This is a genomic window from Kitasatospora sp. NPDC088742, from assembly GCF_055584905.1.
Genome location: NZ_JBVJLD010000013.1, coordinates 1 through 24,111 on the forward strand (window position 1 = coordinate 1; position 24,111 = coordinate 24,111).

Consider the following 24,111-nt stretch of genomic DNA (forward strand, 5'->3'; position numbering starts at 1 on the left):
GTTCCAGCACTGCCCACTGGGCGTCCGTCAGATCTCCCCGAGCCATGGATCAAGATCATCGCATGACCTTGATCCACTTCTGAAACAGGCCCTAGGACGGCCACCAGTTGAGGCACGGCTGAAGCTTCATGCGGTCCAGGCTACCCCGGTGGCCCGGGCCCGGACAGGGACTTTCCGCCCGGTGTCCCGAGCTGCGGCCGACTGCGGTGCCCGGATCAGCGGTTGGGCACGTACCCGAGGTCGACCGGGGTCACGGTGCCGCGCCCGGCCAGCCAGTCCTGGCGGACCGCGGCCAGCAGCTCGGGCAGTTGCGGGGGCCAGAGGGCGTCGGCGGCCGGGTCGGCCAGCTCGTCCGGGGACCACCAGCGCGAGTCGAGGATGCGGTCGGTGGCGTGCACCGCGCTGACGTCCCCGACGGTGCCGCGGCGAGGGCCCCTGCTGAGGTAGACGTGCTCGTGCTGGCGGACCGGGATGCCGTGCCAGGTGAAGTCGTGCTCCCAGGTGCAGAGCAGCGGGCCGGGGGCCAGGTCGGTCCAGCCGGTCTCCTCCCAGAGCTCCCGGCGGGCCCCGGTGACCGGGGACTCGCCCTGCTCGATGCCGCCGCCCGGCATGGTCCAGTGGACGCCGACCTCGCTGTTGTCCGAGCGGAGCAGGAAGACCGCGCCGCCCGGTTCCAGTACGGCGGTCCGGGCCGCGCGTCGTGGGGTTCGCATCAGGTCACCCTGGCAGACCGCTCCGACCGTGACCACGGCATTTCCGTTGCACCGCCCGCTCCCGGCCCTACCCTGAGCGCATGATCCTCTTCCCCGTCGATCCGCTCACCCCCCGCCGCCCCGATCCGCACTTCCTGCTGGAGGCCCGCCGGGTCACCGAACTCGGCGGCGGCACCGTCCTGTTGGACCACGACGCCCTGCTGGCCGGGGACGTCCGGGAGGCGGTCCGGCAGGTCCCGGCGGGCGGCGGTCCGCTCTGGTACCGGGGGTGGATGATCCCGACGGCCCGGTACGCCGAGCTGGCGGAGGCGCTCACCGCGCGCGGGCGGCCGCTGCTGACCAGTGGCGCCTCCTACGCCGATGCCCACGAACTGCCGGGCTGGTACCCGGTGTTCGAGGGATCCACGCCGGAGAGCGTCTGGCTGCCGGGCGGCCCGGACCGTGGCGGAGCGGTCGACGGGGACGTGCTGGCGGAGGCGGCGCAGCGGCTGGGCGGGCGCGGGCCGGCCGTGGTGAAGGACTACGTGAAGTCCCGCAAGCACGAGTGGGACGAGGCCTGCTACGTGCCGGAGCTGGCGGACACGGCCGGGCTGCTGCGGGTGGTGCGGCGGTTCGAGGAACTCCAGGGGGAGTTCCTGGCCGGGGGTGTGGTGCTGCGACGGTTCGAGGAGTACCGGCGGGGTGCGGACGGCCGGGCGGTGGAGGCCCGGGTGTGGTGGCTGGACGGCGATCCGGTGCTGGTCGGCCCGCACCCGGACCAGCCGGACGCGCTGGTCCGGCCGGAGCTCGGCGGGGTGCAGCCGCTGGTGCGGTCGCTGGGCTGCCGCTTCGTCACCACCGATCTGGCGCAGTCGGCGGGGGACGGGGCGTGGCGGGTGGTGGAGGTGGGTGACGGGCAGGTGAGCGAGCTGCCGCGCGGGGCGGACCTGGGGCGGCTGCTGACGGCGTTGCTCTCCCGCACCGGCGGCTGACGGGGGCTCAGCTCAGCCGGTGGCCGGGGCCCTGGAGACGGCAGGGGCCCGGGACGGGGCGGGGGTTCGGTCCTCGGGCAGGTGGTGACCGCAGGAGAGGAAGACCACGGGGGCGCCGTTCTGCTCCACCATGCGGTCGAGGAGTTCCGCGAGCGCCTCCCGCCCGGGCGCGCCGACCCCGTTCACCAGCGCGCCGATCCGGCGGCGGGCCTCGGCGTAGAAGAGCTCCGCGAGCCCGGTGCCCTCGGGCGTGAGCACGACCCGGACGGCGCGGGCGTCGTCCGGTGCCGGTTCCCGGCGGACCAGTCCGCGCTGCGAGGTGCGGTCCACCAGCCCGGTCAGGCTGGACCGGGCCAGACCGAGCACTCCGCCCAGCTCACCCATCCCGTGCGGCCGGGCCATCAGCACGCAGAGCAGCTGCCCCTGTTGCGGGGTCAGGCCGAGCCCGCGGGCGGACTCGGCGTACACCTCGTTCACCAGGAAGGCGGACCGCACCAGGGTGCTGACCAGGTCCGGCCGCCCACCCGAGGAGGTCTTGGCCATCCGGCCAGGCTAGCACCGGCCGGACGGGCACCGGGGTACGAACTACCGCCCGCACCAACGGAATCCGGGCATCCGGTCCGGAGGTGGTCAGCGCCCGGCCCCGGCCAGCTCCGTCTGGACCTCCGCCGTGCGCCGTGCCGCCGTCCGCTGTGCCGCCGTCCGCTGCGCCGGGACGAACACCCGGCCGGCCGTCGGTGCCGTGCTCCGGCGGGCGACCAGCACCAGCGGGACGCCCACCCCCGCGAGCAGGCCGCCGAGCACCAGCCCCATCCCCGGGTACCCGGCGGTCGCCGCCAGGGCGGCCCCGGCCACCGGGCCGGCCGCCACCCCGAGCGAGGAGCCCGCCCCGGCCAGCACGGCCCACCGTCCGGCCCGGTCCAACCCGGCGGCCAGCGCGATCAGGTGACTGAGCACCAGCGGGTAGCAGGTGTTCCAGAGCACCTCGCCGACCGCGAACGGCAGCACCGATCCGGCGCCGCCCGCCAGCACCATGCAGAGCGCGATCACCGCCGTACCCGCCCCGATCGGCAGCGCCCTCCCGAAGCGGGAGCCCACCGCGCTCGCCACCGTCACCCCGAGCAGCCCGCCACCCAGCGCGGCGGCGAAGACCAGGCCGAGGGTCTGCTCGTCCAGGCCGACCCGGGCGGTGCCGATCTGGCCGCTCACGCCCCAGAGCGCGTTCTGCCCCATCGACCAGAGCAGCATCCCGCCGGCCAGCACGCAGCCCGCCCCCTTCCGGGGCAGGCCGCTGGTGGTCGACGTGCGCGAGGCCCCGAGGCTCCCCGGCCGCGGGCCGATCGCCGGCTGACCGACCGTCAGCCGACCCGTCGTCAGACCGGCCAGCAGCGCCCAGCCCGCGACGGCCGCGAACGGCATTCCGTGCCCGGCTCCGAGCCGGGGCAGCGCCACGAAGAGCACGGCGGCCACCGCCGAGGTGGTGAGCAGTCCGAGTGCCGAGCCGCGCTGGGGGTCGGCCGTGGCGGCGATGCCGGTGGAGGCCACCGCCGTCGCGGTGCCCGCACCGAGACCGGCGAGCAGGCAGCCGGCGAGCAGCAGCGGCAGGTGGTCGGCGAGCGCGGCCGCGGTGCCGCCGAGCACCAGCAGCCCGACCCCGGCCCGGGCCAGCCGGACGGGGCCGAGGCGTCGCACTCGGCCGGCCAGCAGCAGCCCGGCCGAGGCCGAGGCGAGCAGCAGCGCGCTGCCCACCGCCCCGGCCTGAGGGGTGCTCAGCCCGAAGGAGCCGACCAAGCGGCCCACCACGGTCGGCAGCAGGTAGGCGGGCAGGTACCCGGCGGAGAACAGCGCCACCAGCGCGGTGGTGGCCGCCCCGGAGGAGGGGCGGAGGGTGGTGGACCGTGCCTCGCGGGCGCGCGGAACCATGGGCGTGGCCTCTCGACCAGGGCGGACCGGGGTGGTGCTCCCGGCCTCTCGCGCGGTCGCCCGCCCTGTCTACCAGCCCTCCCCCGGGTGACGGCCCGTCAGAACCGTCCCGCAACCGCCGGGCTGCACAGTTGTGGTCCGCCCGAGATCGCTCCGTGATCGAACGACCTTGCCCCTGCTCCTACACCCGCTCCTTCTCGTACTCCTCGAACTCCTCCTGCTGCCCGTGGTGGTCGGCGACGAAGGCGCGCCACAGGCGGGCGTAGGCGCCGTCGAGCGCGAGCAGGGACTCGTGGGTGCCGTCCTCCACCACCCGGCCGCGGTCCAGGACGACCACCCGGTCGGCCCGCTCCGCGGTGGTCAGGCGGTGGGCGATCACCAGGGTGGTGCGGCCGCCGGCCAAGCGGTCGGCGGCGCGGTTGACGGCGGCCTCGGTGGCCAGGTCGAGCGCGGCGGTGGCCTCGTCCAGCAACAGGATGTCCGGGTCGACCAGTTCGGCCCGGGCCAGTGCTATCAGCTGGCGCTGGCCGGCCGAGAGGTTGCGACCCCGGGCGGAGACCCTGTGGTCGTAGCCGTCGGAGAGCCCGGTGATCATCCGGTGCGCGCCGACCGCCTTGGCCGCCGCCTCCACCTCGGCCTCGGTGGCCTCCGGCCGCCCGTACGCGATCGCCTCGCGCACCGTGCCCGCGAACAGGTACGCCTCCTGCGGCACCACGCCGAGCCGGTGCCGGTACTCGGCCAGGTCGAACGCGGACACGTCGGTGCCGTCCACCAGCACCCGGCCGCCGGTGACGTCGTAGAACCGCGCCACCAGCTTGACCAGCGTGGACTTGCCCGCGCCGGTCTCCCCGACCAGCGCCACGGTCTGCCCCGCCGGGACGTGCAGGTCGATGCCGCTGAGCACGTCCGGCCGTCCCTCGGCGGAGCCGTTGTAGGCGAAGCTGACGTCCTGGAAGGTGATCTCGCCGCGCAGCTTGCCGACCGGGACCGGGTCCTCGGCGGGCGGGGTGCTGGTCGGGGTGCGCAGCAGCTCGCGGATCCGGCCGAGGCCGACGGCGGCCTGCTGGTAGCCGTCGAAGATCTGCGAGAGCTGGTTGACCGGGGCGAAGAAGAGGTCGATGTAGAGCAGGTACGCGACCAGCGCGCCGATGGTCAGGGTGCCCGACTCGACCCGGGCCGCACCGACGATCAGCACCAGCGCGGCGGCCGTGCCGGAGAGGAACTGCACGAACGGGAAGTACAGCGAGATGTAGAACTGCGCGCGGTTGCGCGAGTCCCGGTAGGCGAGCCCGCTGGCCTCGAAGCGCCCGGTGTTGACGGTCTGCCGACGGAACGCCTGGACGATCCGCATGCCCGCGACGTTCTCCTGGAGCTCGGCGTTGACCGTGCTGATCAGCTCGCGGGAGCGCTGGTACTGGGTGCTGGACTTGCGGCGGAAGATCCAGGTCGCGACCGCCAGCAGCGGCAGCACGGCGAACACCACCAGGGCCAGGCCCGCGTCGATCACCAGCAGCGCGCCGAAGATGCCGAAGAAGGTCAGCAGGCTGACCACGGCGGTGACCACGCCGGTCTGCAGGAAGGAGCTGATCGAGTCGACGTCGGTGGTCATCCGGGTCATGATCCGGCCGGACAGCTCGCGCTCGTAGTAGTCCAGGCCGAGCCGGTTGAGGTGGGCGAAGATCTTCAACCGCAGGCTGTAGAGCATCCGCTCGCCGGTGCGGCCGCTGACCTTGGTCTCGGTGCTCTGCACCAGCCAGTCGAGCAGCACGATGGCCAGCGCGGCGAGCGAGGCGACCGCCACCCCGGACATCGCGGCCTTGCTGACGCCGTCGTCGATGCCGTGCCGGATCAGGACCGGCAGGCTGAGGCCGGCGGCCGCGTCCAGCGCGACCAGCAGCAGGGCGAGCAGCAGCGGGAGGCGGAACGGGGCGAGCATCCGGCGCAGGTTGAAGTCCGGGTCACCGGCTTCGGCCTGCTCGACCGGGATCGCGGGGGTGTCGGTGGCGGGGGGCAGTGCGGCGACCTTGGCCAGCAGCTCGGGGTCGGCGCCGGGCTTCTTCTCCGCCTTCTCGGCCTTGTCGGACTCGGCCTTGTCGGCCTTCTCGGCCCTGTCCGACTCGGGCTTGCCGGGCTTCTCGGACTTCTCGGTGAGGACGGCCCGGGTGGGCTCCGCCGGCGGGCGGGGCGTGTCGAGGACCTCGTCGGGGTTGCTGATCAGGGCCCGGTAGAGGGGACATCGGGCCTCGAGCTCCTCGTGCGTGCCGAGGTCGGCCAGGCTGCCGCCGTCCAGGACGGCGATCCGGTCGGCGAGTTGGAGGGTGGAGCGGCGGTGCGCGATCAGGAGGGTGGTGCGGCCGGCCGTGACGCCGTGCAGCGCCTGGTGGATCTCGGCCTCGACCTGCGGGTCCACCGCGGAGGTGGCGTCGTCGAGGAGGAGCACGGCCGGGTCGCTGAGGATGGCCCGGGCGAGTGCGATCCGCTGGCGCTGGCCGCCGGAGAGGGTGAGGCCCTGCTCGCCGACCTTGGTGGCGTAGCCGTCCGGCAGCTCCCGGATGAAGCCGTCGGCCTGGGCGGCCAGGGCCGCGGCCTCGACCTGCTCGTCGGTGGCGTCGGGGCGGCCGTAGGCGATGTTGTCCCGGACGCTCTCGGAGAAGAGGAAGCTGTCCTCCGGGACGATGCCGACGCTGGCCCGGACGGAGTCGAGCGTCAGCTCGCGGACGTCGTGCCCGTAGAGGCGGACGGCACCTGACGCGGCGTCGTAGAAGCGCGGCACCAGCTGGGCCACGGTGGACTTGCCAGAGCCGGAGGCGCCGACCAGGGCGAGCGTCTCGCCCTCGGCCAGCCGGAAGCTCAGGCCGCGCAGGACGTGGCCGCTGCCGCCCTCCTCGTGGGCGCCGTAGGAGAAGTCGACCCGGTCGAACTCGATGGCGGGCACCCCGGCGGTGCGGGGCAGCGCGGTGAGGTCGAGGGCGTCCGGGGTCTCCTGGACCTTCGGGCGCAGGTCGACCAGTTCGAGCACCCGCTCGACGCCGGCCCGGGCCTGCTGGCCGACGGTGATGACCATGGTGAGCATCCGGACCGGACCGGTGAGCTGGGCCAGGTAGGTCGAGAAGGCCACGAAGGTGCCGAGGGTGACCTCGCCCCTGACGGCCAGCCAGCCGCCGAGCGCCAGCACCGCGACCTGGCCGAGCGCCGGGACGGCCTGCATGGCCGGGTTGTAACGGCTGCTCAGCCGGATGGAACGGAGCCGGGCGGCGAACAGCTTGCGGGAGGCCGCCTCCAGCTTGGCCCGCTCCTGGGCCTCCTGCCCGAAGCCCTTGACCACCCGGACGCCGCCGACCGCGCCGTCCACCACTCCGGCCACGGCGGCTGCTTCCTGCTGCGCGGCCCAGGTGGCGGGGAAGAGGCGCTTGCGGCTGAGGGTGGCGGTCCACCAGAGGGCCGGACCCATCAGCAGCGCGATCAGGGTGAGCGGCGGGGAGAGCCAGAACATGACGCCCAGGGACATGCCGAACATCAGCACGTTCCCCGTCATCATCGGGAGCATGAAGAGCAGGCCGACGACCAGCTGGAGGTCGGAGGTGGCCCGGCCGACCACCTGGCCGGTGTCGAGCTCGTCCTGCCGGTCCCCGTCGAGCCGGGTGAGCGAGCGGAACAGGTCGGACCGCATGTCGTGCTGGACGTCGATGGCGAGCTGCCCGCCGAAGTAGCGGCGGACCTGAGTGCAGAGGAAGACCACCGCGGCGGCCACCAGCAGCAGGACCGCCCACGGGGTGAGCGGGCGGCTGTGGGAGGTGATGACGTCGTCGATGATCACCTTGGTGATCAGCGGGATGGTGGAGGTGACGGCCATGCCGACCAGCGAGGCGCCGAAGGCGAGCAGCACGCCGCGGCGGTGGCGCCAGCTGTAGCCCGCCAGGCGGCGCAGCCAGCCGGGCGCCTGGTCTTCGGATGCAGATCCGTGAGTCTCACGCATATTTAGGGATACTAACCATTTCATCGCTCGCCCCCCAGTGCTTATCCGGCGGGCCCCTCGGTGCGAACAGCCCGGCGACCGGACTGCTTCCCGGCCCGACCAGCATCACTCCCCGGCGCGGCGCGGCGGACCGGTCGGACGTACTCCGTACGGACCGCCGTTGGACCTAGGTCAGTGGGCCGACTGCTCGGCGGCGGCGGTGAAGGCCCCCTGGGCCAGGCCGTGCAGCAGGGCGGCCATGGCGGTGCGGGACAGGCCGGTGCGGTCGGCGCTGTGCGGGGTGGAGTTGAGCAGGCCGAAGACGGCGTGCACCACGGTGCGGGCGGTCGGCTCGGCGGCGGGCTCGGCCAGCGCGGGGTGGGTGCGCCGGACGGTGTCCACCCAGAGCTCGACGTAGGAGCGCTGGAGGCGGCGGACCTTGCGGCGGTCCTCCTCCTTGAGGTGCAGCAGCTCGCGGTCGTGCAGGGTGATCAGGTCGCGGTCGTCGAGGGCGAACTCGACGTGGCCGTCGATCAGGGCGTCCAGGGCGCCGTCCGGCGTACCGGCGTCACCCGCCCGGCGGCGGCCCTCCTCCAGCAGTCGCTCGCTGATGCCGATGAGGAGGTCGGCGAGCATCGCGTCCTTGCCGGAGAAGTGGCGGTAGAGCGCGGGGCCGCTGATGCCGACCGCCTTGCCGATCTCGTCCACCCCGACGCCGAGGAAACCCCGGGCGGCGAACAGCCGGGCCGCCTCGCGGCGGATCTGGTCCCGGCGCGGGACAGCGGGGGCTGCGGAGGCTGCGGGGACATTCGACATGACACCCATCGTAGACAGTGGGGTTATCCGTGGTTAACCTGAGGCCAGGAGTTAACGCTCATTAACCTGGGGCGGCTCCGGGCCTCGGGCTACCCGCACCGTCGGCCCGGGCCCGTCCGCTCTCCGAGGGCAAGGGAGCTCTGGGGATGGTCCTCTCTACTGCCGGGCTGCATGGACTGCATGGACTGCAGACCGGCCGGGACAGCAGCGCGATGCCGACGTTCGACCCGGCCGCCGCGCCCGCGCCCCGGCTGGAGAGCTCGGCCGACCCGGGCTCGGCCACGTACCGGGCGAACACCACCGCGCACCAGGCACTGGTCGCCGAACTGCGGACGAAGCTCGCGGCGGCCGCCGAGGGCGGCGGCGCCAAGGCCCGTGCCCGGCACACCGCACGCGGCAAGCTGCTGCCGCGCGACCGCGTCGACACCCTGCTCGACCCGGGCTCCCCCTTCCTGGAGCTGGCCCCGCTCGCGGCGGACGGCCTCTACGACGGCGCCGCCCCGGCGGCCGGCGTGATCGCCGGGATCGGCCGGGTCGCCGGGCGCGAGGTGGTGGTGGTCGCCAACGACGCCACCGTCAAGGGCGGCACCTACTACCCGATGACGGTGAAGAAGCACCTGCGGGCGCAGGAGGTGGCGCTGGAGAACCAGCTCCCCTGCGTCTACCTGGTGGACTCGGGCGGCGCCTTCCTCCCGATGCAGGACGAGGTCTTCCCGGACCGCGACCACTTCGGCCGGATCTTCTACAACCAGGCCCGGCTGTCGGCGGCCGGCATCCCGCAGATCGCGGCGGTGCTCGGCTCCTGCACGGCCGGCGGCGCGTACGTCCCGGCGATGAGCGACCAGGCCGTGATCGTCCGGAACCAGGGCACCATCTTCCTCGGCGGCCCCCCGCTGGTGAAGGCCGCGACCGGCGAGGTGGTCACCGCCGAGGAGCTGGGCGGTGGCGAACTCCACTCCCGCACCTCGGGCGTGACGGACCATCTGGCCGAGGACGACGCGCACGCGCTGGCCATCGTCCGGAACATCGTCTCCGGCCTGGGCCCGCGTGCCGCCAAGCCCTGGCCGCTCACCCCGGTCGAGCCCCCCGCCGTGGACCCGGCCGGGCTGTACGGCGCGGTGCCGGTGGACCCGCGCACGCCGTACGACGTCCGCGAGGTGATTGCCCGTCTGGTGGACGGCAGCCGCTTCGCCGAGTTCAAGGCCGAGTACGGGACCACCCTGGTCACCGGCTTCGCCCACATCCACGGCCACCCGGTCGGCATCGTCGCCAACAACGGCGTGCTGTTCGCCGAATCGGCCCTCAAGGGCGCGCACTTCATCGAGCTCTGCGACCAGCGCGGCATCCCGTTGCTCTTCCTCCAGAACATCACCGGCTTCATGGTCGGGCGGCAGTACGAGGCCGGCGGCATCGCCAAGCACGGCGCCAAGATGGTCACGGCCGTGGCCTGCACCCGGGTGCCCAAGCTGACGGTGGTGATCGGCGGCTCGTACGGCGCCGGGAACTACTCGATGTGCGGGCGGGCCTACTCCCCTCGCTTCCTGTGGATGTGGCCGGGCGCGAAGATCTCGGTGATGGGCGGTGAGCAGGCCGCCTCGGTGCTGGCCACCGTGCGCCACGACCAGCTGGAGGCGCAGGGCGAGGAGTGGCCCGGTGAGGCCGAGGAGGAGTTCAAGCGGCCGGTCCGCGAGCAGTACGAGCGGCAGGGCAACTCCTACTACTCGACCGCCCGGCTCTGGGACGACGGCGTGATCGACCCGATGGACACCCGGGCCGCGCTCGGCCTGGCCCTGACCGCCTGCGCCAACGCCCCGCTCGCCCCGGCCCGGCCGTACGGCGTCTTCCGCATGTGACGCTCCGTCAGGGTGGGTGCCGGGGACACCCGGTGTCCGTCCTGACGCATCGGACCGTCGCACTCCCGACCCGCTCACGAATCGCTCAAGACCCGCTCACGACCCGCTCAAGACCCGGAGGAACGCCTCCCATGTTCGACACAGTTCTGGTCGCCAACCGAGGCGAGATCGCGGTCCGGGTGATCCGCACGCTCCGCCGCCTCGGCGTGCGTTCGGTGGCGGTGTTCAGCGACGCGGACGCCGACGCACCGCACGTCCGGGAGGCCGACCTGGCCGTCCGGCTCGGCCCGGAGGGGCAGAGCGACAGCTCCGCCACCGAGACCTACCTGCGGGGCGACCTGATCCTGGCGGCCGCCCGCCGGACCGGGGCCCAGGCGGTCCACCCCGGCTACGGCTTCCTCGCGGAGAACCCGGCCTTCGCCCGGGCCTGCGCCGAGGCCGGGGTCGTCTTCATCGGCCCGCCGCCGGGTGCGGTGGAACTGATGGGCGACAAGATCAACGCCAAGGAGGCCGTCCGGGCCGCCGGGGTGCCCGTGGTTCCCGGCAGCGTCGGGCGCGGCGACGGGGCCCCGAGCGACGCCGAACTCACCGCCGCCGCGGCCGAGATCGGCTACCCCGTGCTGCTCAAGCCCTCGGCCGGCGGCGGCGGCAAGGGCATGCGGCTGGTCCGCGACCCGGCCGACCTGGCCACCGAGCTGGCCGCCGCCCGCCGGATCGCCCGGACCGCCTTCGGCGACGACACCCTGCTGCTGGAGCGCTGGGTGGACCGGCCGCGCCACATCGAGGTGCAGGTCCTGGCCGACACCCACGGCCGGACCGTGCACCTGGGCGAGCGCGAGTGCAGCCTGCAGCGCCGGCACCAGAAGCTGATCGAGGAGGCTCCCTCCGTCCTGCTGAACCCGGAGACCCGGGCGGCGATGGGCCAGGCGGCCGTCCGCGCGGCCGAGGCCTGCGGCTACACGGGGGCCGGCACGGTCGAGTTCATCGTCCCGGGCCTGGACCCCGACGGGCCCGCGCCCGAGGGCGTCATGGACTTCTTCTTCATGGAGATGAACACCCGGCTCCAGGTGGAGCACCCCGTCACCGAACTGGCCATCGCGGTGGGGGCCGACACCCCGGCCCCGGCGCGGCTGGACCTGGTCGAGTGGCAGGTGCGGGTCGCCTCCGGCGAGCGGTTGACGTTCGATCAGTCGGACATCTCCTTCCTGGGCCACGCGATCGAGGCCCGGATCTGCGCCGAGGACCCCGAGCGCGACTTCCTCCCGACGGGCGGTCAGGTCCTGCTGCTGGAGGACCCGCAGGGCGAGGGCGTCCGGGTGGACTCCGGCATCCAGCGGGGCACCGAGGTCGGCAGCCTGTACGACCCGATGCTCGCCAAGGTGATCGCCTACGGCCCGGACCGGGCGACCGCCCTCCGCCGCCTGCGGGCGGCCCTGGCCGACACCCGGGTGCTCGGCGTCACCACCAACGCCGGCTTCCTCCGGCGGCTGCTGGCCCACCCGGACGTGGTGGCCGGACGCCTGGACACCGGACTGGTCGAGCGCACGGTGGAGCAGACACCGGAGCTGCTGGCCTCCTCCTTCTCGGCCGCTCCGGGCGACGCCGGTGGGGGTACCGGTGCTGACAACGGTGCTGGCACCGGTGTGGGTACGGATTCTGACGGTGTGTCCGGCCCTGGCGCCGACGCCACCTCGGCCGGCCCGGCGGCGGACCGCTCCCCCGCCGAACCGCTCTTCCACGCGGCCGCGCTGGCACGGCAGTTGGGCCTCACCCCGGCCACCTCCGCCACGGGCTGGACCGACCCGTTCGCCGAGGCCTCCGGCTGGCGGCTCGGCGGCACCCCCGCCTGGACCGCCCACCGGCTCCGGCTGCCCGGCCAGGAGCCGGTGACCGTGCGGCTCCGGCCCGCGGCCGCCTCCGCCGGCGCGCCCGCCGCCTGGGACGCCCGCCTCGACGGCGGCCCGATCCGGACCGTCCGTGCCGCCCTGGCCCCCGAGCGGCTCCACCTCACCGTCGACGGTCTGCAGACGACCTTCGCGCACACCACCGACAACTCCGCCGCCGGAACGATCCAGTGGCTCGGCCTGGACGGCGACGCCTGGGCCGTGCACCCGTACGACCCGGTGGCCGACCACTCCCGTGGCGGCGACTCCCACCACGGCGCTCTGACGGCGCCCATGCCCGGCACCGTCACCGTGGTGAAGACCTCGCTGGGCGAACAGGTCCGCCGCGGCCAACCCCTGCTCGTCCTGGAGGCGATGAAGATGGAGCACGTGATCACCGCGCCGCACGACGGCACCGTCAGCGAGCTGCGGGCCGGCGCCGGCAGCACCGTCGCCATGGACGAGCTACTGGTCGTGGTCGAGCCCTCCGACTCGGCGGACGCCCTCACCACCGGGGAGGCGTCGTGACCACGGAGCCCGGCCGCACCGCCGACAGCTCGTCGGCCGCCGACACCTCGGCGGCCTCCGCCCCGGGTGAGCGCGAGCCCGACGCGCTCGATCTGGGCCTGCCCACCGTCGTCCCGGCCCCCGGCCTGCCCGTTCGGGTCAGTATCCACGAGGTCGGGCCACGTGACGGCCTTCAGAACGAGAGTTCACTCGTACCGGTGACGGTGAAGGCCGAGTTCATCGCCCGGCTCGCGGCCGCCGGGCTCGGCCGGGTCGAGGCGACCAGCTTCGTCCACCCCAAGTGGGTGCCCCAGCTGGCCGACGCCGAGGAACTGATGCCCCGGCTGGCCGGGCTGACCGACCGTCACCCGGGCCTGCGGCTGCCGGTGCTGGTGCCGAACGAGCGCGGCCTGGACCGCGCGCTCGCCCACCACGCCACCGAGGTCGCGGTCTTCGCCAGCGCCACCGAGACCTTCGCCCGGCGCAACCTCAACCGCTCGGCGGCGGAGGCCCTGGAGATGTTCAAGCCGGTGGTCGAGCGCGCCGCCGAGGCCGGGGTGCCGACCCGCGGCTACCTCTCGATGTGCTTCGGCGACCCCTGGGAAGGGCCGGTGCCCCAGGAGCAGGTGGTCGGGTTCGGCGTCCGGCTGCTGGAGCTCGGCTGCACCGAGCTCAGCCTCGGCGACACCATCGGCGTGGCCACCCCGGGCCAGGTCACCGCGCTGCTGGAGGCGTTCGACCGGGCCGGGGTGGGGGCGGACAAGCTGGCCGTCCACTTCCACGACACCTACGGCCAGGCCCTGGCCAACACCCTGGCCGCGCTGCGCTCCGGCGTCACCACCGTGGACGCCTCGGCCGGCGGCCTGGGCGGCTGCCCGTACGCCAAGAGCGCCACCGGGAACCTGGCCACCGAGGACCTGGTCTGGATGCTGCACGGCCTCGGCATCGAGACCGGCGTGGACCTGCGCTCGCTGGTCACCACCAGCGCCTGGATGGCGCGGCAGCTCGGCCGGCCGAGCCCGTCCCGGGCCGTCCAGGCCCTCGCGGGCAGCGTGGCGGCCGACTCCGCCGGCACTCCCTCCGCCTGAGCACCGCTCCCTCGCCACGTCACCCGGCCGCCCCGGCCCCGACCGACCCCAACTCCGGGCCCTGCGGCCCCGATCCAGGAGGATCACCATGCTCGACCACCGCTTGGACCGCGAGCACGAGGAACTGCGCCGCACCGTAGAGCAGTTCGCCAACGACGTGGTGGCCCCGAAGATCGGGGAGTACTACGAGCAGAACGAGTTCCCGTACGAGATCATCCGCGAGATGGCCCAGATGGGACTGTTCGGCCTGCCCTTCCCGGAGGAGTACGGCGGCATGGGCGGCGACTACTTCGCCCTCGGCCTGGCCCTGGAGGAGCTGGCCCGGGTCGACTCCTCGGTGGCGATCACCCTGGAGGCCGCCGTCTCGCTCGGTGCGATGCCGATCTACCGCTTCGGCACCGAGGAGCAGAAGCGGGAGTGGCTGCCCCGGCTGACCTCGGGCGAGCTGCTGGGCGCCTTCGGCCTGACCGAGCCGGAGGGCGGCTCGGACGCGGGCGCGACCCGCACCACGGCCCGCTACGACGCGGAGACGGACGAGTGGGTGATCAACGGCACCAAGTGCTTCATCACCAACTCCGGTACCGAGATGACCGGTCTGGTCACCGTGACCGCCCTGACGGAACCGATCGCTCGTTCGAGTGAAGACTCGGCTGGCCCCTCGTCAACTCGCGAGATCTCCTCCATCATCGTTCCCACCGGTACCCCTGGGTTCACCGTCTCCCGCAAGTACTCCAAGGTCGGGTGGAACGCATCCGACACCCGTGAACTCTCCTTCACCGACTGCCGGGTCCCCGCGGCCAACCTGCTCGGCGCCCGCGGCCGCGGCTACGCCCAGTTCCTGCGCATCCTCGACGAGGGGCGCATCGCCATCGCCGCCCTGGCCACCGGCCTGGCCCAGGGCTGCGTCGACCAGTCCATCAGCTACGCCGGCACCCGCCGCGCCTTCGGGCGCACGATCGGCGCCAACCAGGTCATCCAGTTCAAGCTCGCCGACATGGAGATGCGCGCACACACCTCCCGCCTGGCCTGGCGGGACGCCGCCTCCCGGCTGCTGCACTCCGAACCGTTCAAGAAGGAGGCGGCCATCGCGAAGCTGTACTCCTCGGAAGCGGCCGTCGACAACGCCCGGGAGGCCACGCAGATCCACGGCGGCTACGGCTTCATGAACGAGTACCCGGTCGCCCGCATGTGGCGCGACTGCAAGATCCTGGAGATCGGGGAGGGCACCTCCGAGGTCCAGCGGATGCTGATCGCAAGGGAGTTGGGCATCAACTCCTGACCCGGCTGCACGGGTGGGGCCGAACGCCCGGCCGGCCCCACCCCGCCACCGACCCCGCCGATCGTGCCACCGTCCGTGCCGCACCCGTCAGCTCGGTACGAGACCCACGTCGATCTGACCGTAACGGAGCAGAGCCAGGTCGAAGGCGGTCGGCGGCACCTGGATCACACCCGAGTAGGGGCCGCTCAGCTCCACCACCAGACTCACCCCGAAGGCGACCGAGGCGCCGACGAAGCACATCAGGACCAGGTTGCGACCGTTGGCGGTGAGCCCGATCACCGGCGGTGTCGCCAGGACGAAGACCGCCCCGACGAACAGTCCACCCAACACCACGTCCGGCACGACGGCCTTGGTGTCCGCCAGGCGTGCCGTCCGCCGCGCGTACACATCGGTCAGGTTCTTCACCACGTCCGCGCGGGCGGCCACTTCGGCCGCCGTGGTGGCCTCGGCGTGCTCGGCAGCCACCCGGGCCCGGTCGATGGCGTGCCAAGCCTCCGCGCTCCCCCGGCCGTGCTGCATCTCGTCCCACTCGTCCCTCACGACCAGCCCGGTGTAGGCCCGCAGCTGCTTCCTCACCTCGGCCCGGTCGACGTCCGCCAGGCTCTTCGCGGTCCAGTACGTCTCGGTCAGTGCCCTGGACTCCGCGAAGGTGTGCTGACGAGCCGTGTTCAGCTGCTGCCAGGCGCCGGCGATGCTGAACCCGGTGAACAGCGCGAAGAAGCCGAGCACCGCCGCACCCGCGAAGGAGAGGGCCTGCGGCGAGGTCTCACCCGCCCTGGAGCGCTCGGTCCGGCCGAGCAGCAGACCCAGCACCAGCGCCAGGAGCGCACCCGCCAGCGAGACCAGTGCCACCGTCCACATCCGACAACCTTCCCCTTCTTCTCGTCCTCCGCCAATCACCGCGCCGACCGGGAGAGTCTCCGGCTACGCCGGGCCGCCGCCGGGCCGACGACCCGTCAGCGTTGCGGTGACCGGGTCCCGAACGCTGCCGCCAGCACGCACAGCACCGGTAGGAGGATCGCCAACAGCAGCACCATCACCTCGTCCATGTCCCAGTCGTCCTCGTCCTCCGGCACCACTGCGGTCTCCGCCCCCAGGTCGAGGCCCGCCACCGTCGCCTGACCTGCAACCACCGCTGCTCCGGCGGGAGTTGCCCCAGCCCCCGGCCCGGAAGGGGCGGCGGGGGCAGGGGCACCGCCGGAGGCAGCACCCGCCTGGCCCGGGGCCGCCGCCGGTGAGGAGCCCCCCGCCACAGCCGTACCGCCCCCGAGGTCCGCCCGGAACGGACTGCCGAGCCATGGATACCGGTCGGCTCCCGGAAGGTAAGGCGCGAGGAAGCCGAACTGCCCCGGCCTCCCCGGCACCCCGTCGGCACTCACCCCTCCGGCCCCGCCCGTTCCGCCCGCGCCGGCCACGCCACCGACCGCATGGCCCGCCTGGGCTCCGTCCCGCCCTTGCCCATCGACCCCGCTCGCCGCGCCTCCGCCCTGCCCGGCGGTGGCGGCGCTGCCACCTACCTGACCGCCACCGCCCAAGGCGCCACCACCCGAACCACCTTGGGTGCCGGACTGGCCGCCACCCGCTCCACCCGCTCCACCCGCTCCTCCGGCACCACCTGAGCCGCCAGAACTGCCAGAGCCACCCGACCCTGCCGAGCCACCCCCCGAAGGAGCCGACACACCGTCATATCCACCCGCCGCCACGGCCGTCACCCGCCGCACCCCCAGCGGACGGCCGTCCTCCCCCACCGCGCCGTCGTCCACCACGCCCTCGGCCCGGACCGTCCCCGCCTGCCGTCCGGGGCTGGCCGTCCCACGGACCACGCACTCCACCGCATGCCCCGGCGCGAGTGAGTCCAGCACCGCACCGTCCGCGCACGAAACCGCCCCGACACCGGGGAGATCGGAGGAGAGCCTGATCCCTTCCACCGACGACTCCCCCAACACCTCCAGCCGGTAGCGCAGTTCGACAGATCCACGGGTCGGCCGCACCGCCCGTGACCGCGAGACCACTCCCGACCCGACGGGCCCTCCGGCCGGCACGAGGGCCATCCCCGACTCCACGCCCCGGTATCCGGCACGGGCCGTCGCCTCCGCTGCGGGCAACCCGGCCGGAGCCACCCCCTCCATCCGCACGGACGACTCCTGCACCCCGGCTCCGGCCACGAACCGGACACTGCACTCGACCGTTCCGAGCGGCGGCACCGCCACCGCACCACTCCCACCGCAGGCCGGGCGCCCACCGGGCACCTGGGGATCGTCGATCCGAGCGGTCAGGCCGTACTCGGCACGGTTCACGATCCGATAGACCCTCAGAATCGTTTCTCCGGCCCTGACTCTGACCGACACGCCCTCCGCCCCGTTGGTGCGCACGGCGAGCGACAGGGCGTTCCGGGCCTCGCCACCTCGCCGGCCCCCATCCGCGCCAACACTGGTATCAACACCGGCGGCCGGACAGCCCAGCAAGGCCGAGCCGACCACAGCCACCACCAACGAGGAGGAGGCCACACCCCCGCGCAGCCACTGCCGCTTCCGCAGTCGCCGCCGATCGGACGGACAGCTGCGCGGGGCGACAGGGTCGGGCCAGGGTCGAATGATCACTCCGCCATGCTTGCCCCGGTCCGGCCCGTCGCACTACATGCCGACGCCGTGTCAGCAAGCAGATTGACTCGATCGGCCCACCTACACCACCCAGCCAGGAAGGAAACCCGCCGGGGCCAGGGCTCAGGGAATGACGATCACAGGCCGGTTCGCCCGGCGCGCCAGCCGACCCGAGACGGATCCGAACAGCTTGCCCAGCAGCCCGTGCGTGGTCCCGACCACGATCGCGTCGGCGGCGTACTCCCTACCGACCTCCTCGATCTCGTGGCAGATGTCCCCGCCCCGCTCGACCAGGATCCAGGGCACGCCGTTGAGGTAGTCCGCGCACGCGAGCTCCAGGCCGAGGATCTCCGTGCGGTGGTCGGGCAGGTCCACGAACACCGGCGGTTCGCACCCGGCCCAGACGGTCGCGGGGAGCCGGTTGGCGACGTGCACGATCACCAGCCCGCACTGGGACCGGCGGGCCATGCCGACCGCGTACGCGAGCGCGCGCTCGCTGGAGAGCGAGCCGTCGAAGCCGACCACCACACCGTGCTGGAAGACCGGGTCGCAGGTCCGCGCGGGCTGAGCCGCGAGCTCCGGTCCACTGGTCCGCCCCGGGACGGCTCCTGCCGCACCGGTACCACCCGCGATCGTTCCGTCCGTCACCGCAGTCCCCTCACTGCTTCCACCACGACCCCCGCCCCGCCGGCCGAGCCACCGCTGGCGCGGCCACAGCCAGCCCCGGCGCACGACGTCCCGGCCCGGGACGGCCGCGGCCCGAAGGCCTGCGGTCCCTCCGGACCGTTCGGCCTCGTAGGTGTCCAGTTCATCCGACATCCCCGACATCCTCGACGTACCCGAACCACCGGGCGCATTCGGGTTCCCAGGGTGCAGCTCCCTCTCGATCCGGGCACCGAGAGCGGCGTCCGCCGGTTCGGGGAGCTCAAAATCGACCATGGCTCAAAGCTCTTCGAGTGAGATGGGCCGACAGAAGGGGGCACTGATGCCCGGGCGACAGGTCCACCCGAGACACCGAACCGGTCTCCGCCGAGCACCACCGAATGTGACCTGTTCCTCTCAGAGTACGACTGGCCCCGGGCCCCGCCCAGCGGCAGAGCCCGTGAACGGCAAGGAATCCCGCGAACGGAGTCGCGCGTTTCCGGTTCTTCACGCCCCACCTTCGAGCCCGTGCGCCAGGGCCTTCGGGGAAGGTTCCCTGGAGCTTCGCCGAGGAAGCCCCTGGACGCAACAGGGCCCCGGTACACCGTGATCCGACTGTCACCGTCCGATTGGCGCACCGGTAGTGCGGCGGTCCCGCCACCTCCGCCCGGCTCTCCCCTATATACGTGCACGTCACGTGCCCCGACCCTCCGGCGACGGAAACGGCGGCACGTTCCAGCCCCCGCCCCCGGCCAAACCTCCGTCCTCGCCGGACGTCCACCGGGCAACCGCTTCCGGCCAATTCGAGTCGGCACGGAGGGTAACGCGGCAATTGCCTGCTGCATACTCCGGCCTGCTGGCAGCATGCACCGCATGCCGCTGCTGCTGCTCGACCTCGACAACACCCTGCTGCCCCGGGACGCCGCCTTCCGCGCCTGGGCCCGGGACTTCCTGGCCGAGCACCGGCTGCCCGCCAACGACCTGGGCTGGCTCACCACCCTCGACGGCGGCGGCTACGTGCCGCGGAGCACCGTACTCGGGGCCGCCAAGCGCCGCTACGGTTTGGACCGCTCGATGGACTTCCTGCTCGGCCACTACCGACGGGGCATCAACTCACACATCCACTGCCCGTCCTCCCACCTCTCCGCGCTCAACGCCGCCAGGTCCGCGGGCTGGCTGATCGGCATCGTGAGCAACGGAGGCACCGACCCCCAGTTGGAGAAGATCCGGCGGGCCGGGCTGAACGCCCTGGTCGACGGTTGGGTGATCTCCGAGGAGGCCCGCTGTCTCAAGCCGGACCCACGGATCTTCGAGATCGCCGCCCAGCGCTGCGGCGTGACGCCCGCCGGCGACTGGACCGAGCAGACCTGGATGGTCGGCGACCACGCTCCCGCCGACATCGCCGGCGCCGAACTGACCGGCCTGCGCAGCGTCTGGCTCCACCACGGCCGCCCGTGGTCCGAGCCCGGCTACCGCCCGACCCTCAGTGCGGCCGGCCTCCCGGAGGCCGTCGGGCTGATCCTCTCCGCCCGGTCCGCCCCGGGCCCCGCGGCCGCCGCACGCCGCGCCGCCACCGCCTCGGCCGCCCGGGCCCGCCACGAGGCCCGCCACGAGGTCCGTCACGAGGTCCGGTCCAGGAGTCGGGCCGGGGCAGCCGACGTCACCCCGCTCCGTGCACCCACCGCGCCGAACGTACCGAGCCGGCCGAACGCCCCCGCCCCTATCGGGCTGCCGAACGCTAGCGCCACCAGCGCGTAGTGCCGCACTCCACGAACCCCAGCTGCTGGTACAGGGGTTCACCGAGCAGGGTGGCCACCAGGGTGAAGACCCGCCCCGGCTGCGCCGCGAGGGCTGACGAGAGGACGGCCCGTCCCAGTCCCATCGAGCGGTGGGACGCCAGGGTCGCGACCCAGTAGACGCCCACCGTCTCGCCGTCGTCGTACGTCATACAGGCCGCGGCCGGTGTGCCCTCGGCCCGTGCCAGCCAGGCCCGGCACCCCGACTCGGCCAGGATCGTGCTCGGCAGCACCACACCGGCGCGCCACGGCTGGTGGTCCTCCAGCGGAAAGCCGTCCACCACCACCCGCTCCAGCTCGGCGAGTTCGGCCGCGGTGCCGATCTCCTCGACCGTCACTCCCGGACGCAGCCGCGCCGGATCCACCTCCACCGCGGGCAGCTCCGGCTCACGGACCATGACCTTCATCGGACGGGTGGGTGTCTGCCCGCCCGCGGTGAAGTCGAGACCGTCGTACGGGTCCTCCACCACCATCCGCGTGGTGCCCCACTTCTCGAACAGCTCGGCCAGCTCAGCGTGCAGGCCCGCCGCCCCGGCTGACAGCCCGTCAGTCACAGCCGTCCCATCCGCAACCGCCCCGTCCGCAACCGCCCCGTCCATACCCGCCCCGTCCGCGCCCGCGGACCCGTAGGGGCGGGTGACCACCACGCGGTGGGGGTCGGTCGGATTCCTGGTGCACCGAACGGCGGCGAAGCCCTGCCTCCGCTCGGCCTCCCAACCGTGGGCGCGGGCTTGGGCCGACCAGAAGGCGGCGGCGTTGTCGTTGGCCTGTTCGAGTCGACCGATCTCCGTCATGTTCCGACCATACGATCACGACCCGCCGCCCCGTGGCCCAAACGGAACACCAGGTCACACCCCGCTCAGGGCCGGCTCGGCCGCCCTCCACCCCACCGACGCATCCGCGCCACCCAGCGCCCACCGGCGCACAAGCTGACGACGCACGCCCCCTTCACGGACCGGCGGTTTTCAGTCAATCTCGTTACCGGCGAGCACCGTTCGGCAAAGTCGCAGACCAGACCGCACGACGCGGCGCGTTCTCCGGCTCCGCCAGGCGGTCGGTCGTGCGGCAACCAGCCATCGAACTCCCCGCCCTCTTCACAGGGGGGTCGACGCCTGCCACGCTTCGTGATCGAATGCATCACGCCAAATTGCCATGTCGACATAGCGTCGGATGGTGAACTTGTCACAACGGTGACGGTCCACCCAGTAGATTCGATCTTGGCGAGCAAGGCGTGCAGGGCGAGCAGTTGGGCACCACGGCACCACGGCACCACCACACCACACCACCGAGGGGGCTGGAGCGCCTTGAGCAGGGTGAGCAGGAGCGACACGGGTCCTGGCGGCGGCCAGCCGTCGGCCGGCTTCACGATCCGCTCGTCGAGAGACACCGCGTCGCACCAGCCCCACCAAGCGCACCCGCCGTATCCGGGTTCGCACCCCGGCCCGCAGTACGGACCGCCGCACGGACAGCAGTTCGGGCACCCGCACGGACAGCAGTACGGCCCGCCGGCCGGCTCCCAGCAGGGCCCCCCTGCCCCCGCCGCCGCCCCGGACCAGCCGCTCCCGCCCCCGCAGCACACCAACTCCGCTGCCCGGCGCCCGGCTTCCGCCCTTGCTCCCCTAGCGGTCAGTCAGTCTCCGCACGGAGCAGCCCAGCTGACGCACAGCCAGTTCCAGCAGGGCCCCGGAAGCCATGGCGGCCACGGCGGTCACACCGCCCACGGATCCTCCGGCTCGATCGGCGCCACCGGAACCGCCGTCGCCGTCGCACCGCCCGCCACCCAGTCCGGCACCGGACTGCTCGGCCACAGCACCGCCCCGCGCAAGCTCTCCGGCCGTCGGCGCCGCGAGACGGTCGCCGTCCTGATCTTCGGCGGGGCCCCGATCTTCGAGAGCTCGATCCCGCTCTCGGTCTTCGGTGTGGACCGCCAGGACGCCGGGGTCCCCCGGTACCGCCTGCTGGTCTGCGCCGGTGAGGACGGGCCGCTCGCCACCACCGGCGGTCTCACCCTCACCGCCCCGTACGGCCTGGAGGCGCTCGCCCGGGCCGGCACCATCGTCGTCCCGGCCTGGCGCTCGATCTCGCAGCCGCCCCCGCCGGAGGCGATCGCCGCGCTGCGCAAGGCCCACCACGAGGGCGCCCGGATCATCGGCCTCTGCACCGGCGCGTTCGTGCTGGCCGCCGCGGGTCTGCTGGACGGCCGCCCGGCCACCACCCACTGGATGTACGCGCCGACGCTGGCCAAGCGCTACCCGAAGGTCCACGTCGATCCGCGCGAGCTCTTCGTCGACGACGGCGACGTCCTCACCTCCGCCGGGACCGCCGCCGGGATAGACCTCTGCCTGCACGTGGTGCGCAGCGACCACGGCGCCGAGGCGGCCAACGCCCTGGCCCGCCGCCTGGTGGTGCCCAACCGCCGCAGCGGCGGAGGGCAGGCCCAGTACATCGATCAGTCTTTACCTGAAGAGATCGGCAACGACCCGCTCGCCGAGGTCGTGACCTGGGCCCTGGAGAACCTCAACCAGCAGTTCGACGTCGAGGTCCTGGCCGCCCGCGCCTACATGAGCCGTCGCACCTTCGACCGACGGTTCCGCACGCTCACCGGCAGCGCCCCGCTGCAGTGGCTGATCACCCAACGGGTGCTCCAGGCCCAGCGGTTGCTGGAGGCGTCCGAGCTCTCGGTGGACGATGTCGCGCGCCGCTGCGGCTTCCGTTCCCCGGTCGCGCTGCGCGGGCACTTCCGGCGCCAGCTCGGAGTCTCGCCGGCCGCCTACCGGACCAGTTACCGGGCCAGGCGTCCGATCCCGACCGGCGGCAACGCGGCCGGGGGCATGGGGCCCGGGACCACCGGCGCTGCGCCGGGCCAGGCCGCCGTCCCCATGACGGTGCCGCCGCAGGCCCACCCTGCGGACCGTTCCGCCATGAGCCCGCACGGAGCGCAGCATCTGACGAACGGTCCGATGCGTCCCCTGGTCCCGGCCCAGGGCGGCCAGGGCAACCAGGCCCCGCAGCACGGCCACCCGCGCCCCGGCGGCGGCCCCGGTGCCAGGCCGCACGCACCGACCGCGCCCGCCGCCGGGTCCGGAGTCGGATCCGGGTCCGCGCAGGGCCAGGCGCCGGGCCACGCGTCCGGCCAGGCGTCCGGGGTCGAGCACGCCCACGCGGCCGCCGCCGAGGAGGGTTACACCAGCCCGGGCCACGGCCAGCCGACGGCCCGTGACCTGGCGCAGGGTCACCGCCCGGACGGCGCACCGGCGTCCGCGCCGCGCTCCGACCGGGCGTACCAGGAGCACCCCGAGCACGCCCAACACGCCGAACGCCCCGCTGCGGGCAGCGGCGCCGAACCCGCTCCGGGGCGACAACTGTCCGGGTCGAGGGATCGCGCCGTAGGCTGAGGGCGTGAATGACCGCCTGGTATGGATCGACTGTGAAATGACGGGGCTCGACCTCGACCGGGACGCCCTGGTCGAGGTCGCCGCGTTGGTGACCGACTCCGAACTCAACATCCTCGGCGAGGGCGTGGACGTCATCATCCGTCCACCCGCCGCCGCGCTCGAGAGCATGCCGGACGTGGTGCGCACCATGCACACGTCCTCCGGCCTGCTCGACGAACTGGAGAACGGCGTGACCCTGGCCGAGGCCGAGGCCATGGTGCTCGCCTACGTCCGCGAACACGCGCCCGAGGCCGGCAAGACCCCGCTCTGCGGCAACTCCGTGGCCACCGACCGGGGCTTCCTCTCCCGGGACATGCCGGCTCTGGAGGGACACCTCCACTACCGGATCGTCGACGTGTCCTCGATCAAGGAGCTGGCCCGTCGCTGGTTCCCTCGGGCCTACTACAACAGCCCGCAGAAGGGCGGTAACCACCGCGCCCTGGCGGACATCCGGGAGAGCATCGCCGAACTCCGCTACTACCGCGAGGCGGTGTTCGTCCCCCAGCCCGGTCCGGACACCGACGCCGCCCGGACGATCGCCGCCAAGTACCAACTCCCGACGACCTGACGGTCCGACGGCCTGACCAGCGGTCCTCGAACATCCGTCAGCGAAACCCTGGCGCGAGCACCCTCTCCGATCCTGTAGAGTTC

Annotated in this window: 17 protein-coding genes and 1 pseudogene; 9 read left to right on the plus strand and 9 right to left on the minus strand. The window is 73.4% G+C overall.

What is annotated here, in order from left to right:
* Window positions 1-215: 215 nt before the first annotated feature.
* Entirely contained in the window at window positions 216-713 is a 498-nt protein-coding gene (locus tag ACZ6ZR_RS13045) for an NUDIX hydrolase (RefSeq protein ID WP_465642159.1), read from the minus strand.
* Window positions 714-793: 80 nt separating this feature from the next.
* On the opposite strand from ACZ6ZR_RS13045, the gene ACZ6ZR_RS13050 reads away from it, so the two are divergent.
* Window positions 794-1,684, plus strand: coding sequence for an ATP-grasp domain-containing protein (locus ACZ6ZR_RS13050; protein ID WP_465642160.1), 891 nt, complete (start codon window positions 794-796; stop codon window positions 1,682-1,684).
* A 12-nt stretch (window positions 1,685-1,696) separates the two neighbouring features.
* Here the strand turns inward: ACZ6ZR_RS13050 and ACZ6ZR_RS13055 are convergent, their stop codons facing one another.
* From ACZ6ZR_RS13055 to ACZ6ZR_RS13070, 4 genes are all read right to left on the minus strand, one after another.
* Entirely contained in the window at window positions 1,697-2,227 is a 531-nt protein-coding gene (locus tag ACZ6ZR_RS13055) for a MarR family winged helix-turn-helix transcriptional regulator (protein WP_465642161.1), read from the minus strand.
* Window positions 2,228-2,314: 87 nt separating this feature from the next.
* On the minus strand, window positions 2,315-3,607 hold the full coding sequence (locus ACZ6ZR_RS13060) for an MFS transporter (RefSeq protein ID WP_465642162.1): 1,293 nt from the start codon (window positions 3,605-3,607) through the stop codon (window positions 2,315-2,317).
* A 181-nt stretch (window positions 3,608-3,788) separates the two neighbouring features.
* A complete protein-coding gene (locus tag ACZ6ZR_RS13065) occupies window positions 3,789-7,583 on the minus strand; it encodes an ABC transporter ATP-binding protein (protein ID WP_465642163.1) in 3,795 nt (1,264 codons plus the stop codon).
* A gap of 171 nt (window positions 7,584-7,754) precedes the next feature.
* Window positions 7,755-8,378, minus strand: coding sequence for an SACE_7040 family transcriptional regulator (locus ACZ6ZR_RS13070; RefSeq protein WP_465642164.1), 624 nt, complete (start codon window positions 8,376-8,378; stop codon window positions 7,755-7,757).
* A gap of 212 nt (window positions 8,379-8,590) precedes the next feature.
* On the opposite strand from ACZ6ZR_RS13070, the gene ACZ6ZR_RS13075 reads away from it, so the two are divergent.
* The 4 genes from ACZ6ZR_RS13075 to ACZ6ZR_RS13090 all read left to right on the plus strand — a co-directional run bounded on the left by ACZ6ZR_RS13075 (window position 8,591) and on the right by ACZ6ZR_RS13090 (window position 14,988).
* Window positions 8,591-10,231, plus strand: a complete 1,641-nt coding sequence (locus ACZ6ZR_RS13075) for a carboxyl transferase domain-containing protein (RefSeq protein ID WP_465642278.1) — start codon at window positions 8,591-8,593, stop codon at window positions 10,229-10,231.
* A 131-nt stretch (window positions 10,232-10,362) separates the two neighbouring features.
* Window positions 10,363-12,642 carry an acetyl/propionyl/methylcrotonyl-CoA carboxylase subunit alpha gene (locus ACZ6ZR_RS13080; RefSeq protein ID WP_465642165.1) on the plus strand — a complete coding sequence of 760 codons (2,280 nt, stop codon included), beginning with the start codon at window positions 10,363-10,365 and terminating at the stop codon, window positions 12,640-12,642.
* Between the two features lie 92 nt (window positions 12,643-12,734).
* Entirely contained in the window at window positions 12,735-13,709 is a 975-nt protein-coding gene (locus ACZ6ZR_RS13085; RefSeq protein ID WP_465642279.1) for a hydroxymethylglutaryl-CoA lyase, read from the plus strand.
* An 88-nt stretch (window positions 13,710-13,797) separates the two neighbouring features.
* Window positions 13,798-14,988, plus strand: coding sequence for an acyl-CoA dehydrogenase family protein (locus ACZ6ZR_RS13090; RefSeq protein WP_465642166.1), 1,191 nt, complete (start codon window positions 13,798-13,800; stop codon window positions 14,986-14,988).
* A gap of 87 nt (window positions 14,989-15,075) precedes the next feature.
* On the opposite strand, the gene ACZ6ZR_RS13095 is transcribed toward ACZ6ZR_RS13090, so the two are convergent.
* Window positions 15,076-15,849 (minus strand): bestrophin-like domain, encoded by a 774-nt coding sequence (locus ACZ6ZR_RS13095; RefSeq protein WP_465642167.1) that lies wholly within the window; start codon window positions 15,847-15,849, stop codon window positions 15,076-15,078.
* Between the two features lie 95 nt (window positions 15,850-15,944).
* Window positions 15,945-16,121: a hypothetical protein gene (locus ACZ6ZR_RS13100; protein WP_465642168.1), complete on the minus strand. Its 177-nt coding sequence runs from the start codon at window positions 16,119-16,121 to the stop codon at window positions 15,945-15,947.
* A gap of 321 nt (window positions 16,122-16,442) precedes the next feature.
* Here ACZ6ZR_RS13100 and ACZ6ZR_RS13105 point away from each other — a divergent pair, with 321 nt between their 5' ends.
* Window positions 16,443-16,607 (plus strand): hypothetical protein, encoded by a 165-nt coding sequence (locus ACZ6ZR_RS13105; RefSeq protein ID WP_465642169.1) that lies wholly within the window; start codon window positions 16,443-16,445, stop codon window positions 16,605-16,607.
* Between the two features lie 1,104 nt (window positions 16,608-17,711).
* On the opposite strand, the gene ACZ6ZR_RS13110 is transcribed toward ACZ6ZR_RS13105, so the two are convergent.
* Window positions 17,712-18,221, minus strand: a complete 510-nt coding sequence (locus ACZ6ZR_RS13110; RefSeq protein WP_465642280.1) for a universal stress protein — start codon at window positions 18,219-18,221, stop codon at window positions 17,712-17,714.
* A gap of 882 nt (window positions 18,222-19,103) precedes the next feature.
* Between ACZ6ZR_RS13110 and ACZ6ZR_RS13115 the strand changes: the two genes are divergently transcribed.
* Window positions 19,104-19,988, plus strand: coding sequence for an HAD family hydrolase (locus ACZ6ZR_RS13115; protein ID WP_465642170.1), 885 nt, complete (start codon window positions 19,104-19,106; stop codon window positions 19,986-19,988).
* Here the strand turns inward: ACZ6ZR_RS13115 and ACZ6ZR_RS13120 are convergent.
* Entirely contained in the window at window positions 19,969-20,820 is an 852-nt protein-coding gene (locus ACZ6ZR_RS13120) for a GNAT family N-acetyltransferase (protein WP_465642171.1), read from the minus strand. The genes ACZ6ZR_RS13115 and ACZ6ZR_RS13120 overlap by 20 nt on opposite strands.
* A gap of 1,002 nt (window positions 20,821-21,822) precedes the next feature.
* Between ACZ6ZR_RS13120 and ACZ6ZR_RS13125 the strand changes: the two are divergent.
* Together ACZ6ZR_RS13125 and orn are read left to right on the plus strand one after the other, a co-directional pair.
* Window positions 21,823-22,828 (plus strand): annotated as a pseudogene (locus ACZ6ZR_RS13125) (helix-turn-helix domain-containing protein); the annotation flags it as partial.
* Window positions 22,829-23,425: 597 nt separating this feature from the next.
* A complete protein-coding gene (gene orn, locus ACZ6ZR_RS13130) occupies window positions 23,426-24,028 on the plus strand; it encodes an oligoribonuclease (RefSeq protein ID WP_465642172.1) in 603 nt (200 codons plus the stop codon).
* Window positions 24,029-24,111 lie beyond the last annotated feature (83 nt).